Consider the following 19,622-nt stretch of genomic DNA (forward strand, 5'->3'; position numbering starts at 1 on the left):
ATATAAAACTAATAAGATAGGAGTTTTTAACATGAAAAAAAGATGGTTATTTATGCTTTTATTGGCAATTTCTATGGTGATTTCTGCATGTTCTGGTGAATCTGCAGGGAATGAGGCAGAAGCAGAGAGTGATACGGAAACGGAAGCTGGATCTGAAGAGAAAACAGAGGTTGTATTCTGGCATGCTATGAGCGGTGAGCTTGAAGGAGCTGTTCAGAAAATAGCAGACGATTTTAATGCCTCACAAGAAGAGATTGAAGTAAAACCTGTTTTCCAAGGCACATACGAAGAAGCAATCACAAAGTTTAATACTGTTGCGGGTACAGAGGATGCACCAACTATTATGCAGACTTTTGAAGTTGGAACAAAATATATGATAGACTCTGGTAAAATACAGCCAGTACAAAAGTTCATCGATGAAGAAGGCTACGATACCTCTCAATGGGAAGAAAATATTACAAACTATTATGCAGTAGATGGCGTACAATATTCGATGCCGTTTAACTCATCAACACCAGTGTTGGTTTATAACAAAGATGCTTTTGAGGAAGCTGGACTTGACCCGGAAAAGGCTCCTGCTACATACGATGAGTTAAAGGATGCAGCAAAGAAATTAACGAATGGCGATCAGGTCGGTTTCTCTATCTTGAATTATGGCTGGTTCTTTGAAGAGCTTCTGGCTGCGCAAGGCGGTTTGTTTGTAAATGAAGATAACGGACGTGCTGGAAATGCAACAGAAGCGGTATTTAACAGTGAAGAAGGCTTAAAGGTTTTTGAATTAATCAGTGACATGTATAATGAGGGTACTTTCTACAATACAGGACAAGTTTGGGACGATATGCGTGCTGCTTTCCAATCTGGAAAAATTGCCATGTATATTGATTCTTCAGCGGGAATTAGAGCAATGGTCGATAACTCTCCATTTGAAGTTGGTGCTTCTTACTTGCCTGTACCAGACGAAGCTAACCGTCAAGGGGTTATTATTGGCGGTGCATCTCTTTGGATGACAAGCGATATTGAAGAGGAAAAACAGCAGGCTGCATGGGAGTTTATGAAATATGTAACAACTCCAGAAGTACAGGCTGAGTGGCATTTGCAGTCAGGTTACTTTGCCATTAACCCTGCGGCATATGAAGAGGACATCGTTCAAGAAGAGTGGGAAAAGTATCCGCAATTAAAAGTAACTGTTGATCAGCTGAAAGATACGAAACCATCTACAGCTACACAAGGTGCTTTAATATCAGTATTCCCAGAAGCTCGTCAAAAGGTTGTAAGTGCAATGGAGAGTTTATATCAAGGGGTGGATCCTAAGGAAGCACTTGACCGTGCTGTGGAAGAAACCAATCAGGCTTTGGAGGCTGCTGCCAAAAAAAGCGGGAATTAATAAGGCTTTAGCTAATAACATAAATACAGATGCAATAAAGAAATACAATCAGGCCGATGACAGGGAGGAAATTCATGTGACTAAGCAAGCTTCTGTTTTTGCCCATCGTGGTGTAAGTGGTGATTATCCTGAAAATACAATGGAGGCTTTTGAAGCTGCGTTGCGATCAGGGGTTGCAGGGATCGAATTGGATGTCCAGCTCACAAAAGATGGTGAGCTTGCCGTTATACATGATGAGCAGATTGATCGAACAACTGATGGAATCGGTTATATTAAAGAATTCTCATACGATCAGTTAAAAAGGTTTGATGCAGGAAGCTGGTTTTCATCAAAATTTGAAGGCTCATCCATTCCAACCTTAAAAAACGTCTTTGACTGGGCTGTTATGCCAGGGAATGATTTAACCATCAATATTGAGCTGAAAAATGATCAGCTTCCCTATGAAGGCATGGAAGAGAAGGTTCTTGATTTAATAGAGCAGTATAAATTGGAAGAGCGGATCATCATTTCTTCTTTTAATCCAGAAAGCTTAAAGAAGGTTCGCTCACTTCAGAAAACGATTGAAATAGGTTACTTAATTATAGGCATTCCAGAGAATGCGGTTGAGACGGCCAAAAAGATTGGAGCGAACGCAATCCATTGTCAGCCAGAGTTTGCACTCTCTTCATTTGGTCAGGAGGCAATAGAAAAAGGTTTTCCATTGCGGGTATATACAGTTAATGATCCGCACGAACAAAATCCGCTTCTTGAAGCTGGCGTTGAAGTCATAATGAGTGATTTTCCAGAACGTTTTATGAATAATTAATGTAGACGGGTGCGAGTAGATCGCATCCGTTTTTTAATTTAATTAATACATAAAGGCATCTTGGCGACGCAAGTGTTACGTGGTCAATATAAGGCATTTGATAGGAAAAGGAGGAAATTTGATAGGAAAACTGGAAACTTTGATAGGAAATTGAAAGAGTTTGATAGGAAACTGAAGAAGTTTGATAGGAAACTCATAAATTTTGATAGGAACTGTCAAAACTGAATGTAAAAGAAGATTCTGCACCTCTTTTATACCAATGGGCGAACCCAAATAGCTTAAATGAAGAACAAAAAAGGAATACTAAGTTAAAAAGGGTTACGAAAGGTGGATTCTATGATTGATTTTGTAAATAGTTCCACAGAAGAAGTGGCCAAGCAGCTGCTTGGCAAAAAACTAATTCATAGAATTGGAACAAAGGTTTATAGCGGTTATATTACAGAAACCGAAGCCTATGTGGGTGTTGCTGATGAGGCATGCCACACCTTCGGGGGAAGGCGTACGCCGAAAGTAACCTCTATGTACCAAATAGGCGGTAGTATCTACATATACACCATGCATACTCATCATATGTTAAACATTGTGACAAAGGAAGAAGAAGATCCCCAGGCTGTTTTAATAAGAGCCATTGAACCAGCAGAAGGAATAGAACACATGGAGAGAAATAGAAATCATACCGGAGTACAAGTCAGCAATGGCCCTGGGAAACTAACAAAAGCAATGGAGATCACAAAAGCATTAGATGGTCAGTACATAGGCAATTGCGAATTATATATTCATGAGACAGATAAAAAAACACCATTAGAAATCGCTGAGTCTCCTCGTATTGGTATTCCAAATAAGGGAATATGGACTTCGGCGCTGCTTCGATATTATGTAAAAGGCAACCCTTTTGTCTCAGGACTGCCGAAAAAGGAATGGGATAACAGGAATTATGGCTGGTCATAAGAAAACTTCATCTATTAGCAGCTGCATTGAATTTTCTCCACACTGCTTTTGAGAGCATAAAAAAGAAGGTAATCCCTCGGCAGTAGCAGAGTGTTACCTTCTTTTTAAATGCAGCGCAATTATTTTAACTTAAAAGAACTCTTCAGTGAAACAATTCTGTTAAACACAATGTTTCCTGGTGCAGTGTGTTTTGGATCAACATTGAAATAGCCATGGCGGAAGAATTGGAATTTGTCCTGTGGCTGAACATTTTCCATATTCGGTTCAATATATCCTTTAATAATTTCGATTGAATTTGGATTAATATAATCAAGGAACGTTTTATCTTCGCCTTCTTCTTCAGCTGCTTTCATCACTTCGTCGAGAACAAGCGGCTCGTACAAACGAAATTCTGCAGGGATTGCACTGTTTGCATCGACCCAGTGAATTGTTCCTTTTACTTTACGGCCAGTAAAGCCAGTTCCGCTTTTTGTTTCAGGATCGTATGTGCAATGGATTTCAACGACATTTCCCTCGTCATCTTTAATGACATCATGGCATTTAATAAAATATGCGTGCTTTAAGCGCACTTCATTGCCAGGGAAGAGACGGAAGTACTTTTTCGGAGGATCCTCCATAAAGTCATCCTGTTCGATGTATATTTCTCGTGAAAATGGAACTTGGCGCATGCCCATTTCCGGATTTTCAGGATTGATTTCAGCTTCAAGCATTTCACTTTCGCCTTCAGGGTAGTTTGTAATCACAACCTTCAATGGACGAAGGACTCCCATCGTACGAGGAGATTTTAATTTTAAATCCTCACGCACATAATGCTCTAGCATAGCCTCATCAACTGCTCCGCTGCCTTTAGATACGCCTGTTTCTTTTACAAACTCTCGAATAGCTTCAGGAGTAAAGCCCTTTCTTCTTAAGCCGGAGATCGTTGGCATACGGGGATCATCCCAGCCATCTGTGATGCCTTCATCTACAAGAAGCTTTAACTTCCGTTTACTCATGACCGTGTTGGTTAAGTTTAAACGGCCAAATTCAATTTGCTGCGGCTGGCTTTCCATTTCACATTCTTGTACCACCCAATTATACAATGGACGCTGATCCTCAAATTCTGTTGTACAAAGCGAGTGTGTGACATCTTCAATGGCATCCTCGAGCGGATGTGCAAAAGCATACATCGGATAGATGCACCATTGATCGCCTGTGTTATGATGGGTAGCATGTGAAATCCGATAAATGACAGGATCTCGCATGTTTAAGTTAGGTGAAGTCATATCAATTTTCGCGCGAAGCACTTTATCTCCATTTTGAAACTCTCCGTTTTTCATGCGCTCAAATAATGATAAGTTTTCTTCAGCCGAACGATTTCGATATGGGCTTTCTTTTCCAGGCTCTGTCAAAGTTCCGCGGTATTCGCGAATTTGCTCTTGGTTTAAGTCGTCTACATACGCTTTGCCTTTATTAATTAATAAAACGGCGCGCTGATACATTTCCTCAAAGTAGTCAGATGCATAGCGGAGGTCGTCCCACTCATAGCCAAGCCATTTGACATCTTCTTGAATAGCGTCGACATATTCCTGATCTTCTTTCAGCGGATTAGTATCATCAAAGCGCAAATTTGTTCTTCCGTTAAAGTCATCTGCCAATCCAAAATTAATAATAATTGATTTTGCATGACCGATATGCAAGTAGCCATTAGGCTCAGGAGGGAATCGGGTAATGACTTTATTGTGTTTCCCGGATTCAAGGTCTCCTTTTATAATGGTTCGAATAAAATTTGAATTATGTTCCAAACTCGGATCAGCCTTTCTATTTAAGTAGTTATCCATATTTTAATGATTATATCGCAAGAAATAAAGCATTCAGCCATTTTTATTTTCAGCTGTCATTCCAAGTTGTCTTTTTCTCTGTACAATATTATATCGAATCAGCGGTTTCGCCGTCCGAATTCCATAGGACCTTTTACTTTCCTTATTATAGACAAAGAAGCCTGGAGAAAAAAGTCCCCAGGCAATGTTTATCCGTGCTTTATGAAAAAATGCTTTTGATTGAATCAATAAGGTTCTTAAAGAAGTCAGACACAGCTTGAAGGAATCCTTTATCTCCAACTGCTTCTTCAATTTTTGATTTTACATCATTAGCTAAGTCCTCGAGCTGGCTTTTAACATTATCAAAATTAATGTTCAGTTCACGCATTCTTTCAAACAAATCGACCAGAAGCTGGCGATCTTCTTCGCTTAATGATACTTCAAGTGTCTTTAGCTGTTCGTCGATGATTTGCTGAATATCTTCTTTTGTCGCCGGGTTTTGTTCAGCGATAGCGGTTTTTATTTCAGTCAGAAGCTCAGATACTTTATCTTGATCAAGTCCTTCTTGTCCAGCCAGTTTTGTCGCCAAACTAAGCTCTTCATTTGCTACCTCAGTACGATCCTGATTAAGGGCAGTGCCATCACCTTGATCGTAAGCTTTGTAAATTCCAACTAATGCAGAATGTCCGCTTACTTTAACAGGAGAGGCGATGTCTACAACTGCATCTTCAATGCCGGCGGTTAAAAGAGCATTTGCATACATTTCATCGGAAACTTCAGTAATATTTTCTGGAGTCACCTGATTAATAACGACACCTTCGCCCGTTTCCTTGCGTGTGATTTTAGCTGAAGAATACATATTAGAGTGAGGATCTCCTTTAATATAATAAACGATGTCCTCACTTGTTACCGTTATTTCTTCCACCATTTCAGGATCATTTATATTTAGCAGGCTGCGTGTTTCTTCTTTTTGAGCTGCTGTTAAGGCTTCGCCATAAACGGCGATCGGCAGGCCAAATTTTTCATTAATACTTTCTTCTTCATTTCCGTTTGCAGCAAAAGCTGTTCCATTTATACTAAAAGCAAGAGATAGGGCTGCAGCTGCAGCCAGCCATTTTTTAAAATTTGTCATGTTAGTAAACTCCTTATTCATAATTTTGAGCTATATCATATAGACGTCTTTGTATGATAAAAGTTTCATTTATCACATATATTGTTGGGAAAAAGGTACGTAAAATCATCCGAACTGTCGTAATTCAGAACCAAAGTGGGTATGATATATATGATTTATACCGCTTCTTTGCTCCTTTCAAACGTTTTAATGAGTATAGACAGTGGTAAAGGAAAATACTATGCGTTCTTTTATATTAAAGCATTTTTTACATAACTTGCAGGGCAATAGTTGGGAATTTTAAATGAATAGAATACTTTTTCTTACTTTTCATCATATGATAATGGTATATTCCTAGAACCTGTCTTTCTAGAAGGACTGCTATCTTTAAAAGGCAAGTATAGGTTTATAGTTTGGGAAAGTGTCTAGCTGCAGGCGCCTAGCCCCTCGAGGTGTCGGGGCTGAACAAGGCGCTTCCGCTTTTCTTCATGTCTAGCTGCAGCGCCTAGCCCCTCGAGGTCTTAAGCCAATCCGTCCAGAAGGTTAAAGAACAACCTTCTTGCCATCTTGTCTTAAGCTTGTCGGGGCTGAACAAGGCGCTTCCGCTTTTCTTAATATGATTGTCTTTGAATTGATAGGGAAATGACATTTATCTTCGTATCTTCTTTGTTAGAATACAAGATATATATGATAAATGAGTCTGTGCGTAAAAAGATGCATAGCGGAGGTTGATGAACACTTGGAAAAGCAATTAATAAAAAAAGTATATTATGAAACATTTATGGATGGTCGTGACGGAGTACACCCTCTTAAAGTCCTTGGTGATATTTATATGGAAGAGCAGAGCAGTGAGGTTCCAGATTTAGCGCAAATTCGGTTTGCACAAGGTGAACTCTACTTTTTGCACAAGGATTATGAGGCAGCCATTTTTAAGTGGGAGAATATCAATAATGAGCTGGAGCCTTGGGCGAAAAAAAACATGGCAGATGCCTATTTTGAGCTTGATTTACTGTCAATGGCCGAGGATATATACAAAACGATTGAAACAGATTCCACGATTTTGAAAATGGAAGTGCTGCTGCAGCTATTTTCCTTATACATACAATGTGGAAAGCTTGAATTAGCAGTTGATACCATTAAGGAAGCTGTTGCCTTAGACCCGGATTATCCAGACGTCACGGAAATTGCCCGTATGTTTTTTGAAAAACATCAGGATTGGAGCAATGCATTGCAGCTTGCTGCAGATGAATCAATTCGCACCAGGGCTGTCAGCTGGTTTGATGTTCTGCAAAGGTATATTGAAGCTGGAAAAACGAAGCAAACTGAACCTAGTTATTATAACGAAGCAATGCTGTCACTATATGAAGTTGATCAAAATAGGTTTGAACAGCTGGCATCTGCTTTATTTCTTCATTATCAGCAAAAAGAAGAGCTTCGGTTTGCATTTTTAAAAGAAATAAATCACATGTTGCTTCATGTAAATGATGCTGATGACTATACATGGAATAGACTCTCAGAACATTATTTGGATGCCTATAAAGAGCTGATCTCTGGTAAATATTTAGTGCGTGAAATAGCTCATCTAATGCCGAATACGTTAAAAGTTTGGTTAAGCATTGCATCCTCAGCACACGCTTTATTGGCAGGTTCCGCTGTGCTGGCATGGCAAGAATTATTTCCATCAGATGTAGATGAAGAGACAATATATCAAGCTGAGAAAACATTAAGCTATACTTTACGTACACAAGATGGACTGCAGTCAGGTTTCGCCTTGTTTGAAAGCCTTATGTCCTGGGCATCTGAAAATGGTGTCTTTATGGGAGAACGGTTTAAATGGATGGTGCAGGAGCTGCTAAATTTGGATGAACAGCATTTGCTTGTTTCCGGAGCAGGAAAAAGTTCAGCAGCTGAATTTCTAGAAGCTATAACATCCTTTCCATTTGCTGGTGAACTTGAAAGCAGTGCAGTGATAATCAAGGACTCAGAAGAAAATAAACTAACAGCTATCATGGATGACAAGATGATTCCGCTGAATTCAATTGAAGAGACGCGAGAATATAGAGGCGGCCTGCAGCAGATGATTGTTGATGCAGAAATGCCAGTTCCGTTTCTTCAGCAGCATCACACGGCTATTATTCATGCAAAAGATCAGCAGCATATCATGGCTAAAAATCTGCAGCAATACTTGCATTTTGCGGATCAGCTGCTTCTTGTAATTGATGTTCGTCATTCAATTACTGAGGAAGAGATTGAGGCTGTTGAAAAAATACAGAATAAAGCTCCCAATTTGCCAGTACATTTCCTCTTACTGCAGGAGGAATTTGGAGTCCAAAATGCGGCAGAGGAAGTTGCTCAAAGAATATACACTAGTTTTCCTAGTGCATCTATCTTTTCGTATTCATTGCATTATCAAGGACAGGATCAAATGGAAGAGCTGGGAGCCTTTATCCGCCAGATGATTAGCGGAAGAAGCCTTGAAGCAGAACGGACAAAAAAAGTGCTCTACTATATAAGGAAATCAATCAATTACCTGCTTGAAAAAAGAAGTGAAAAGGAAAATACATTGGTCGAACAGATCAGCTGGAATGAAGAAATGCAGGCAAAATTAAAAGGCGCTATTCATCAGCTTGAGGACACTGAAGAGGGGAAAGTGCAATCTATAACAGCTGATTTTAACCAGCTGAAGAATGAAATGAAGGATAAAATAACATCTAAGCTCCCTGAACTATTTAGACAATGTTCAGAGCTGATTACGGAAAGCAGCAATTTTGGAAATATACATGTGGAATTAAATGAAGAGATGAACCGGAAAGCCTACCAATTTATCGAACTGGAGGTCTTGCCGGAGTTTCATAATCGTTTTACTGAATGGATCGTCAGCAGTGAAGCTGAATTAGCGGAGAGCCAGCGCTTTCTTGATGATATCGGCGAAGGCTTTAATGATATGTATAATGAAGAAAAGCTGCGGCTGCTATGTGACTTTAAAGTGCTTGAAGACTGGGCGAGAGATGCTGACAGAATGACAAGAGGAACTGTGCGTTTTGAGCATGTGAATATTCTGTTAAAGTTTTCACCTTCACAATTTATATTGAAAAGCGCAGGAAAACTCTTTGGCGGACTGCAAAATAAAACGATGCTTCATAACAGATATAAACAGTTTATAGAGCATGAAGATTATAATGAAGTTACAAATCAGATTTCAGAGCGGTTTATTCAGCCGTTTGATCTTTTCGAACAAGGATTAGAAAGAGATATAAACATATTTTTCAGGCAGCCGTTTGATGTATTAGAGGAAGCAGTAACCGAAACAAAGGACGCTATAGAAGGTGCCAGTCATGGTTTAGAACAAATGAGAAAGCAGCCAGAGCGCTATCGTGATCCATTGACTCTTTTTGATTTGAGATTAAGACAATATGAATGGATGATTTCTTCTAACCAAGAAAAAATCCCATATCAGTAAAAGGGACATGAATTTAGAGAGCGAATCATTCGCTCTCTTTTTCAGATTAAAATGGCAAAAAACATAATAAGTAATTGAATATTATGACTAATAAAATCGGTATTCCCGCTATTTACCAATGAAAAAATTGGAATATATTTATTTTAGAAGTTTTTAACTTAAAAACTCGTAACATACTGTTTTTATTGCTATATTTGTATTAGGAATAAAGTTAGAGATAGGGGGGGCATTTTTGAGCTTTAAGAGAAAGCAGTTCATCGGGTTAGGACTGACCACTCTTTTTTTATTTTTGCTCATGTTTGTCATTCTAATGATGGTAAACGTTATGAGAGAAAATATGCTGGAGATCGTTCAGGACCGATATAGCAAAGTAAATGAAGCGACAGAAATTAGACAGGAATTTTACGAAGCCGACCGTATGCTTCTAAATGTTATCTCATATGGTGAAGAACTGGATGCTCAAATATTGGCTAGTTCATTGCAGGAAAGTCACCAAACGATTGAAAGCAATTTGATTGACCTTGAACGCAGCATTAATACAGAAAGCGGCAGGGGCATCTTTACTCAATTAAGAGCAAGTTATGACTCCTATCTGGAAATGGAACAGGAAATTATCCAGTTAATGAATGAGGGAAATGAAGCGGGTGTAGCAGCTTTATATTCAAATGAACTGGAAAATCGAGATATGCTGCTGCAGCAATTGGCAGATTTTAAGGATCATCAAGAAACACTAATGAATGATTCCCTTGAAAGTGCTACAAACACATATAATCAGCTTCTTATTTTCATTATTTCGGCTGTTTCTATTGCGATTATCCTAATTATCGGAGTGACGATCTGGGTCATTCGGAGTACAAGCAGAAGCATAAATAGCATTACTAAAGGAATCAATGACATTGATTATAACGAGCTATCTAAAATTCCTCGTTTGGAAGTAGAAACACAAGATGAGATCGGCGAGATTGCGAAGGCATTTAACTATATGGCCGACTCTTTAGAGGATTACAATAAAAAAGAAAAAAGATATACGGCCGAAATCACTGAACAAAACTGGATACAATCGACTTCCGCAGACATTATCGGAGCGTATAGCAGATTTATAACAGTAGATGAACTGGCATCTTATTTTATAAAGAAACTGACACCAATTGCTGGTGCTGACCTTGGTATTTTTTATCTCAAACATGAAAATGGAGATGACATTCTTTATAAACAAGTTGCTGCAGTTGCTGGAGAAAGAAATAGTGCAGGAAGAAATGCCTTCGCACCAGGTGAAGGATTAATCGGCCAAACTGTTCTGGATAAGAAAATAACACAAGTTCGCGATATTCCAGATAATTACCGCATGATGACAACTGGCCTTGGGGAATTCCAGCCAAGAAGTATTGTTATGGCGCCAATCCTGATGAATGATGAAGTTGTCGCGGTGATTGAGCTTGCGGGGCTGCAGTATTTTACGAATGCACAAGTTAAATTGATTGAAGAAGTAACAGAAACGCTTGGAATAGCCATTACAAATATTGCCGGACGAATGGAAATTGTCCGTTTGCTTCAGGAATCGCAAGCGCAGACAGAAGAACTGCAGACCCAATCAGAAGAATTGCAGACGCAATCAGAAGAACTGCAGGCACAATCTGAAGAGATGCAGACCCAAGCAGAAGAATTGCGGATTATCAATGAACAGCTTGAGGAACGTACAAAGGATGCAGAACTGAAGTCTGAAGAACTTCTTGCTGCAAAAGAAGAGCTGGAAGAAAAAGCGAAGGAATTAACATTAAGTTCAAAATATAAATCTGAGTTCCTTGCCAATATGTCACATGAGCTGAGAACACCTTTAAACAGCATTCTATTATTATCGGAAATGCTTGAAGAGGATCCAGATCAGGTACTAACAGACGAACAGAAGGAATTCTCACGTGTAATTCATACATCAGGCCAGGATCTTCTGAACTTAATCAATGATATTCTCGATCTTTCAAAGGTAGAAGTCGGGAAGCTTGAAATTAAGTTTGAAGAAGTAAACATCGTAGACTTTGCTGATCGCATTAAGCTTCATTTTGCACAAATGGCAAAGCATAAAGGTCTGGACTTTTCTGTGAATTCAAATGATGATATACCAATGCTTATGCATACAGATGAAATGCGTCTGCAGCAAGTTGTCAAAAACCTGCTATCAAATGCATTCAAATTTACAGAAGAAGGCTCGGTAACTGTATTGCTTGAAAAAGCGAAACAAGAGGAGTATGCTCTACTGCCTATGGCGGAGCATTCATCGAATTGGCTGAAAATAATTGTTTCTGATACAGGGATCGGGATTGCACCTGATAAACAAAAAATGATCTTTGAAGCATTCCAGCAAGCTGACGGTGCAACCATGCGCAAATATGGCGGAACGGGTCTCGGTTTATCCATTACGAGAGAATTTGCTACCCTTCTTGGCGGTACATGCAAGGTAGAACGCAGTGTTGAAGGAGAAGGCAGCAGCTTTGCTCTTATCATCCCTAGCTTGCCAGGAGGAATGCCTGCCACAATGGAGGAATTAAAAGCAGAAGAGGAAGCAGCATCTGCTTTGGCTATAGAGAACAGTCTATCAAATGAGCATGTACAAGAAACAATCGATATAGAAGAACCTATTGAAAAGGCTGAACTAACAAAGGACCTAAAGGATAAAACAGTTATCGTTGTAGATGATGATAATCGTAATATCTTTGCTTTAAAAAATGCCTTAGAAAAAGAAGGAATGAATGTCATTACAGCATCGAATGGTCTTCAATGTCTTGATACCTTAATGTCCCAAGACCAAGTAGATATTGTCCTAATGGATATTATGATGCCGGTAATGGATGGCTATGAAACAATGAAAAGAATCCGCGGCCTAGAACAGCACCACGACGTTCCAATCATCGCTTTAACAGCAAAGGCTATGAAAGGCGATCGCGAAAAATGTATCGAAGCAGGAGCATCAGACTACATCAGCAAACCACTCAAGCTAGACCAGCTCCTATCAGTGATGCGTGTGTGGATTGCAAAGTAATGCGCCAGGAGGATGCAGGCTTTAACGCCTGATTAGGTGCAAAAAACATGTTACAGGAAGATGGCGGCTTATTACACAAGCCGCCATCTTTTATAGGTAAAACGTTACAATAGGTTTACTCATCTATAAATCTGGGTATTTAAGGATTGCTTTATATTCGGACGCAATGGAAATGCGTGTTTAGAAGAATGATTGAGAAAGATGAGGAATGAAAATATTCATGGATAAAGAAGAATTGGAATTAGACTTACTGCTGCATGCAGTTTATAAATTATCAGGTTATGACTTTCGAAAATATATGCGTGCATCCATTAAACGAAGAGTTGAGAATAGACTTCGGCTTGAGCGGATTGCCAATATGACCCTCTTAACAGAAAGAATTATTCATGATGAACACATGCTGACAAAAATATTAAGCGACTTCTCGATAAATGTAACAGAAATGTTCAGAGATCCGGGCTTCTTTCAAACATTTCGCAAAGAAGTAGTTCCGCTTCTTGCTGGGCTTCCTGAAATAAGAATATGGCATGCGGGCTGTTCTACCGGTGAAGAGCCATACTCAATGGCTATTCTTATGGAGGAGGAAGGTCTTGGAGCTATTACAAGCATCTATGCTACTGACATGAATGAAAAAGTTTTAAAGAAAGCAGAGAGCGGCATTATTCCACTCCATAAAATGCAAGCGTACACGAAAAACTATATGCTGGCTGGCGGAAAAAAGTCGTTTTCGGAATATTATACGGCTGATAGCGAAGCTGCTTATTTGAATAAGCATCTCTTGGATCGGATTATTTTTGCTCAGCACAATCTAGTTACAGATCGATCGTTTAATGAGTTCCATGTTATCATCTGCCGCAATGTACTCATTTACTTTAATCTGGAATTACAAGGACATGTACTAAACCTGTTTAACGCAAGTTTAACGAAAAAAGGATTTTTAGGTCTGGGCAGCAAGGAATCAATTCGTACTGAAACAGAGATGTTTGAGCCGTTTAATTTTAAAGAGAAATTTTATATTAAAAAATAATGTTAAACAATATTCAGTTAAATTAGTAGTTATAAAAAATCCGTACGAGTAAATTCGACTATTAGAATTTGACTCATACGGATTTTTATTTTTATGGTGACGGATTTATGTAAGTAGTAATTTTAATCTCTCGTATCCTGTCTGAACCTGGACACAATAAGTGATGCATTCAAGAAAGCATACTCTTTATAATTATAATACGATTAAATGCAGTGTGCTAAAATACGTACATTAGTTAACTTGAATTAAAACCGCACACATATCATCATCTGCTAATAATTGCTGTTCTTTTGAAAGAATCATATTAATTGGTTCAATTTTAGCTGCAGAGTTCCAGCGGAATGATGATGTTTCTTTTAAGTATTCACAAGGTAAGACACCAGAATCCTCTATAGTCTCAACAATACCATCGGTTACAAGCAGCAATTGCAGGGATTCAGTATATGTAAAGGTAGATTTCTTAATTTTAATATCTTCAAAAAATCCAATTGCATATGTATTGTTGGGAAGGTCTATTACTTCCTTTTCGTCGATAAGAGCAATGCCGGGAGGGTGACCCGCATTTACATATTCGACCGTTTTTTCCTCTGTATCAATGACAAGATAAATGGCTGTAAAATAATAGGGTATTTGCCCGTTATGTTTATTGAGTCCGTTCATCCATTTATTTAACTCTTGCATAACATAATCCGGATCAGGATCTGTTCTCATTAAATCACGCAGTACAGAAGAGATAAACATACAAACAAGAGAAGCTGATATTCCATGCCCCATCATATCAAGCTGAATGATGGCATAACGATTCTCTTCGATTTTTCGCCAGTAATAAAGATCACCTGCTAGCTTATTGGCCGGCAAATAAGAAGCTTTAATAAGAAGGTGGTCGAGATACAGCGGTTCACTGAGCACACTCATCTGTACTTGTGTGGCCAAATCTAATTCTGTCTTAATTTTTTCCTCCTGATCCTTGTGCCAATCCTTTTCTTCTTTTAAGCGAAGAGCAACGCGTATTCTGGCAAGAAGTTCAACTTTATTAATTGGCTTCATCACATAGTCCATCCCACCAGCATCTAACGCTTCAGCCACTTTATTGGAATCTTCGAGAGCGGTTACAAAGATGACTGGTATATCCTTTAATGTTTCGGACCCCTGAATCAGCCTGCATGCTTCAATTCCATCCATTTCAGGCATCATAATATCCATTAAAATAACATCAGCCAAGCTTTCGCCAATTACATGTGAGCTTTCTTGAAAATAATGAAACATTGCATCTGCTGAAGTAAATGTTAATAGATCAAGATACCCTGCGCGTTTTAAGATATTTTGGATGACATATAAATTTGCCTCATTGTCATCAACCACTAGTATTCTCATCGTTAACTTCCCTTCGGTTGTATAAACATATTAAATATCCTTTTTCTATACCCAATTCATTTTGTTTTAAACATCATAATTATATTTTTTATTATTAATACTTTCTAGAAAAGTGTTTCATATTCCTTTTGAGAAAATTATTTGAGTAAAACCTTTTGTTCTCTCAGCATGAACATTTGTACTCTGTGGAAAGAAAAAATCCTTGATTATTTTATTAGGTACTGTAAAATTAAGATTAAATTTTTGAAGGATTGGGAGAGGTGTTTTATGAAGGTCATCAAGTTCGGTGGGTCCTCTTTAGCTGCAGGTGAGCAAATAAAAAAGGTATTTCAAATTGTTTGTGAGGATCCGACTCGGAAAATCGTTGTTGTTTCGGCACCTGGAAAACGCAGCAATGAAGATCAGAAGGTTACAGATCTATTAATACAATGTGCAGAAAAACATTTTCGAGGAGAAAATTGTGCGGAGATCATAAAGGCGATTTTCTACCGCTATGAAACGATTTGTATCGAACTTGAACTGCCCATGTCGATTTTAGAAAGTATAAAAGAGGATTTTGCCGAACGGTTAATGGCTGGCTATAAAGATAAATTCAGCTTCTACGACCGCGTGAAAGCCTGTGGAGAAGACTATATGGCGCAGCTGGTTGCCCACTTTTTTCAAGTACAAGGGCTGCAGGCTGCATATGTTAATCCGAAAGAAGCTGGACTTATTGTATCAAGAGAACCTGGGAATGCCCAGGTATTGCCTGTATCCTATAAAAAACTATCAAATTTAAAAGAAAAGAGCGGGATTACGGTGTTTCCAGGGTTTTTTGGCTATAGCCAAGAGGGTGAAATCATGACCTTCTCCCGGAGCGGTTCAGATGTCACAGGTGCTATCCTTGCAAAAGCAGTACAGGCAGACGTTTATGAAAACTTTACAGACGTCAATGCAGTCTATTCTGTAAATCCTGCAATTGTGTCGAATCCAAAGGAGATTCGAGAACTTACCTATCGGGAAATGAGGGAACTTTCTTATGGAGGCTTCACAGTATTGCATGATGAGGCTTTAATACCTGCTTTCTCAGAAAAGATTCCAGTTCATATTCGAAATACAAATAATTCTTCTGCCCCAGGTACAAAAATTGTCAGCAGACGCGAAGAGGAAATCGGTCCAGTTGTGGGCATAGCCAGTGATCATGGCTTTTGCAGCATATATGTGAGCAAATATTTAATGAATCGTGAAATTGGATTTGGTCGCAAGTTGCTTACTATATTAGAAGAGTTTGGATTAAGCTATGAGCATTCGCCATCAGGCATTGATGATATCTCCATAATTTTACGTGAGGACCAATTAACACCTTCAGCAGAATCTAAAATTATTGAACGCATAAAGATAGAATTAACAGCAGACGAGGTAGTCATACAGCATCATTTATCCTTAATCATGGTTGTTGGTGAAGGAATGAGACACAATGTTGGGACCATGTCTCGAGCATCTAAAGCTCTTGCCGAAGCAAGGGTAAACATCGAAATGATTAATCAAGGCTCTTCAGAGGTAAGCATGATGTTTGGAGTTAAAGAAATAGATGAAAAAAGAGCAGTTGAGGCACTTTATAGAGAGTTTTTTGCTCCTGTTCCTGTATAGCGCGTGATTGTATCAACGCTCCTCTTACTTGAGGGGCGTTTAGCTTTTGGGAAGCTATCCAAAAAATTAAGACAAGTAAATGACACTATCCATAAATTTGTATATAGTTATAGAAAAGGAATAAACAGGGAGAAGCTGCAAATGAAAAAGAGAAAAGGGGTATCATTGCAAACAAAGATCATCGTTCTTATTGTGGCAATTATTATGACGATTATATTGGTGCTTACAGGATTATTCGCAAAGATGGAATATGAGCAGACTCAGAACAATATGGGGACCCTAGCACTACAGGTTGCCAATACGGTTTCATTAATGCCGTCATTAAGGGATGCTTTTAAAGAGGATGATCCTTCAGCAGTGATTCAGCCGCTCATTGAAAAAGTAAGGAAAGATGTCGGCGCTGAATTTATTGTGATTGGGAATACAGACAGTATCAGATACGCACATCCAGATGAAAAGAAAATCGGCAAAAAAATGATAGGCGAAGATAATGATCGCGCTATCCTTCATGGGGAATCCTATATATCTGAAGCAACGGGCTCTTTAGGACCATCTTTACGAGGCAAATCACCCATTTTTGATTTGAATGGCGACATTATGGGTGTAGTTTCTGTTGGTTTTTTAGTCGATGATTTAAAAGAAGCCGCTTTCAATAATATGAAAACCGTTCTAATTGTGAGTGCAGGTGCTATATTATTCGGGATCAGCTGTGGCGTTTTATTAGCCAAGAATATACGTAAAGATATCCTAGGGTTAGAGCCGTATGAGATCGCCTCACTATATCACGAAAGAAATGCAATTTTATCCTCTGTCAAAGAAGGAATTATCGCCATTGATGAAAACGGGCTAATCACAATGCTGAATCCTGCAGCCCGAAATATACTCAATATTGAAAAAGATGGTTTAAATAAAAAAATTGAAAGCGTTATTCCAGATACAGATATTTATAGAGTCCTAGAAACTGGTGAAGCAGAAAAAAATCTCGATGTCATGTTAGGTGAGAGAAGAGTGATTGTGAATCGCACTCCTATCATCGAAAACGGTCAAGTAACCGGCGTGGTTGCAAGCTTTAGAGATAAAACGGAAATTGATGAAATGGTCAATACCTTATCGGAAGTAAAGCAGTACTCCGAGGAATTGAGAGCACAAACTCATGAATTTACAAACAAACTTTATGTCTTATCGGGTCTCATGCAGCTGGGCAAATATGATGAGGCAGTGAAGATGATCCAGAACGAATCAGGGAATCATGAACATATGCAAAAAATTGTGTTTGAACAATTGGCAGATAGTAATCTGCAGGCAATCCTGCTCGGCAAAATGGCTAAAGCTTCTGAGAAAAAGATCAATTTTACGATTGATGCTGACTCAAGGACAGAATCATTCCCTGCTCATATTACAATCTCTCATTTGATTACGATGATCGGGAATATCATCGACAATGCATTTGAAGCGACAGAAGGGAAAAGTGAGCGGAATGTGAGCTTTTTTACAACTGATATTGGAAAAGATATTGTTTTTGAGGTAAGTGACAATGGCTATGGCATTTCAGATAGCGACATGGAGAAAATATTTGAGAAAGGTTTTTCAACGAAAGCAGAGCAAGGCAGAGGCTATGGACTGAGTCTAGTTTCACAAACTATACACCAATTATCTGGACATCTTGAAGTGTATCAGAAGGATGATGGAGGTTCTGTTTTTACAGTATTTCTTCCAAAGGAGGTCAAAGAATGATTAAGGTTGTTATTGCTGAGGATGATTATCGGGTTGCCCGTATTCATGAAGAATTTATTGAAAAAATTGCTGGTGCAGAAGTAACAGGGAAAGCACTAAATGCACAAGCAACACTGGAACTGCTGGAAGAAAGAAATGTAGATCTGCTAATCATGGATATTTATATGCCAGACCGCCTTGGCAGCAGTCTTCTGCCTGAGATCCGAAAAAAGTATCCTCACGTTGACGTTATAATGATCTCTGCTTCAAATGAAAAAGAACAGGTTGAACAATCATTGCGCAACGGTGTGATAGATTACATTATTAAACCAGTAAGCTTTGAACGTTTTGATATGGCCATAAAGGAATATCAGAAGAAAAAGAGCTTACTAAATCAAAAGAATGAGCTGGACCAAGACCTAATTGATCACTTTTTTAGAAGAACTGCACAAACATCAATGGATCATAAGTTTCCTAAAGGAATTGACCCTTTAACATTGTCTAAAGTAAAAGACATCCTTCAAGAAAAAAAGGCTGGCATGAATGCTGTAGAAATAGGCAGTCAAATGGGAGCATCAAGAACAACAGCCAGACGGTACCTCGAATATCTGGTATCAACTGGAGAAGCAAGTGCAGAACTTGAATACGGAATTGTCGGAAGACCGGAACGGAAATATTATATGGGGTAGAGGAAAGGGGCTGCTGACCTTTGCAGTCTCTTTTTTGCTGAATGAGAATGCGAAAAGACGTGTTTAGCAGATCAAGTTTTGTTTGATAGGAAAAACGATTAGTTTGATAGGAACCCGCCTAATTTTGATAGGAAAAGCGATTAGTTTGATAGGAACCCGCCTAAGTTTGATGGGAAAAGCGATTAATTTGATAGGAACCCGCCTAGTTTGATGGGAAAAACGATTAATTTGATAGGAACCCGCCTAGTTTGATGGGAAAAGCGATTAATTTGATAGGAACCCGCCTAAGTTTGATGGAAAAAGCGATTAATTCAATAGAAACCCGCCTAAATCTAATAAAAAAAGTCTCAGATTCATCACAAATCATCTCAGTTTTAATAAGAGACATACTTCAATCAAAAATTCCCTATTTTAGCTGGGGAATCGGCTATTTTACTTGGAAACTGAACAAGCTGAAGGATTTTCCCCAAAAATACTGATCTAAATGCTAAAAAATATACCTCTTTCTTAACAGATGTTTAAAGAATATCCCCATATTTAAATTCCGTGAACATAATGAACAAAATATATACAACGTTTTTAATGTCGTTTACTTGTTTAATAGTTACAGACTATTCTGATTTTTTCTATACTAACAAAAAGAAAACGT

12 protein-coding genes are annotated in these 19,622 nt (G+C 38.6%); 9 read left to right on the forward strand and 3 right to left on the reverse strand.

Features of this window, described 5'->3' with window-relative positions; translation table 11 throughout:
• The first annotated feature begins 31 nt into the window (after nt 1-31).
• The 3 genes from J1899_RS03465 (at nt 32) to J1899_RS03475 (ending at nt 3,137) form a co-directional block, all read left to right on the forward strand.
• Complete coding sequence (locus tag J1899_RS03465; protein WP_066450009.1) at nt 32-1,384, forward strand: ABC transporter substrate-binding protein; 1,353 nt, start codon at nt 32-34, stop codon at nt 1,382-1,384.
• A gap of 76 nt (nt 1,385-1,460) precedes the next feature.
• Complete coding sequence (locus J1899_RS03470; RefSeq protein WP_214477620.1) at nt 1,461-2,189, forward strand: glycerophosphodiester phosphodiesterase; 729 nt, start codon at nt 1,461-1,463, stop codon at nt 2,187-2,189.
• A 339-nt stretch (nt 2,190-2,528) separates the two neighbouring features.
• Complete coding sequence (locus J1899_RS03475; RefSeq protein WP_214478739.1) at nt 2,529-3,137, forward strand: DNA-3-methyladenine glycosylase; 609 nt, start codon at nt 2,529-2,531, stop codon at nt 3,135-3,137.
• 119 nt (nt 3,138-3,256) lie between these two features.
• On the opposite strand, the gene J1899_RS03480 is transcribed toward J1899_RS03475, so the two are convergent.
• Both J1899_RS03480 and J1899_RS03485 read right to left on the reverse strand, forming a co-directional pair.
• Nucleotides 3,257-4,921 carry a glutamine--tRNA ligase/YqeY domain fusion protein gene (locus tag J1899_RS03480; RefSeq protein WP_214477621.1) on the reverse strand — a complete coding sequence of 555 codons (1,665 nt, stop codon included), beginning with the start codon at nt 4,919-4,921 and terminating at the stop codon, nt 3,257-3,259.
• A 235-nt stretch (nt 4,922-5,156) separates the two neighbouring features.
• Nucleotides 5,157-6,068: a DUF1002 domain-containing protein gene (locus tag J1899_RS03485; RefSeq protein ID WP_214477622.1), complete on the reverse strand. Its 912-nt coding sequence runs from the start codon at nt 6,066-6,068 to the stop codon at nt 5,157-5,159.
• A 718-nt stretch (nt 6,069-6,786) separates the two neighbouring features.
• On the opposite strand from J1899_RS03485, the gene J1899_RS03490 reads away from it, so the two are divergent.
• From J1899_RS03490 to J1899_RS03500, 3 genes are all read left to right on the forward strand, one after another.
• Nucleotides 6,787-9,507 carry a tetratricopeptide repeat protein gene (locus tag J1899_RS03490; protein ID WP_246586573.1) on the forward strand — a complete coding sequence of 907 codons (2,721 nt, stop codon included), beginning with the start codon at nt 6,787-6,789 and terminating at the stop codon, nt 9,505-9,507.
• Nucleotides 9,508-9,739: 232 nt separating this feature from the next.
• A complete protein-coding gene (locus tag J1899_RS03495) occupies nt 9,740-12,541 on the forward strand; it encodes a response regulator (protein WP_214477628.1) in 2,802 nt (933 codons plus the stop codon).
• A gap of 208 nt (nt 12,542-12,749) precedes the next feature.
• Nucleotides 12,750-13,568: a CheR family methyltransferase gene (locus tag J1899_RS03500; RefSeq protein ID WP_246586574.1), complete on the forward strand. Its 819-nt coding sequence runs from the start codon at nt 12,750-12,752 to the stop codon at nt 13,566-13,568.
• Between the two features lie 231 nt (nt 13,569-13,799).
• On the opposite strand, the gene J1899_RS03505 is transcribed toward J1899_RS03500, so the two are convergent.
• The gene (locus tag J1899_RS03505; protein ID WP_214477631.1) at nt 13,800-14,942 is read right to left on the reverse strand and encodes a SpoIIE family protein phosphatase; all 1,143 of its coding nucleotides are present in this window, start codon (nt 14,940-14,942) and stop codon (nt 13,800-13,802) included.
• Nucleotides 14,943-15,209: 267 nt separating this feature from the next.
• Between J1899_RS03505 and J1899_RS03510 the strand changes: the two genes are divergently transcribed.
• From J1899_RS03510 to J1899_RS03520, 3 genes are all read left to right on the forward strand, one after another.
• Complete coding sequence (locus J1899_RS03510) at nt 15,210-16,571, forward strand: aspartate kinase (RefSeq protein WP_214477632.1); 1,362 nt, start codon at nt 15,210-15,212, stop codon at nt 16,569-16,571.
• A 141-nt stretch (nt 16,572-16,712) separates the two neighbouring features.
• A complete protein-coding gene (locus J1899_RS03515; RefSeq protein ID WP_214477634.1) occupies nt 16,713-18,305 on the forward strand; it encodes an ATP-binding protein in 1,593 nt (530 codons plus the stop codon).
• Nucleotides 18,302-18,973 (forward strand): response regulator, encoded by a 672-nt coding sequence (locus tag J1899_RS03520; RefSeq protein ID WP_214477635.1) that lies wholly within the window; start codon nt 18,302-18,304, stop codon nt 18,971-18,973. Before J1899_RS03515 ends, J1899_RS03520 begins: the two co-directional genes overlap by 4 nt.
• The last annotated feature ends 649 nt before the right edge of the window (nt 18,974-19,622 follow it).

The sequence above is a fragment of the Cytobacillus gottheilii genome, assembly GCF_018582665.1.
GTDB classification, from domain to species: domain Bacteria; phylum Bacillota; class Bacilli; order Bacillales; family Cytobacillaceae; genus Cytobacillus; species Cytobacillus gottheilii.

What these genes read in the sequence shown, in the direction of transcription:
- J1899_RS03505 (WP_214477631.1), bottom strand. Translation starts at nt 14,942, where the DNA reads ATGAGAATACTAGTGGTTGATGACAATGAGGCAAATTTATATGTCATC.
- J1899_RS03515 (WP_214477634.1), top strand. Translation starts at nt 16,713, where the DNA reads ATGAAAAAGAGAAAAGGGGTATCATTGCAAACAAAGATCATCGTTCTT.
- J1899_RS03510 (WP_214477632.1), top strand. Translation starts at nt 15,210, where the DNA reads ATGAAGGTCATCAAGTTCGGTGGGTCCTCTTTAGCTGCAGGTGAGCAA.
- J1899_RS03500 (WP_246586574.1), top strand. Translation starts at nt 12,750, where the DNA reads ATGAAAATATTCATGGATAAAGAAGAATTGGAATTAGACTTACTGCTG.
- J1899_RS03485 (WP_214477622.1), bottom strand. Translation starts at nt 6,068, where the DNA reads ATGACAAATTTTAAAAAATGGCTGGCTGCAGCTGCAGCCCTATCTCTT.
- J1899_RS03520 (WP_214477635.1), top strand. Translation starts at nt 18,302, where the DNA reads ATGATTAAGGTTGTTATTGCTGAGGATGATTATCGGGTTGCCCGTATT.
- J1899_RS03465 (WP_066450009.1), top strand. Translation starts at nt 32, where the DNA reads ATGAAAAAAAGATGGTTATTTATGCTTTTATTGGCAATTTCTATGGTG.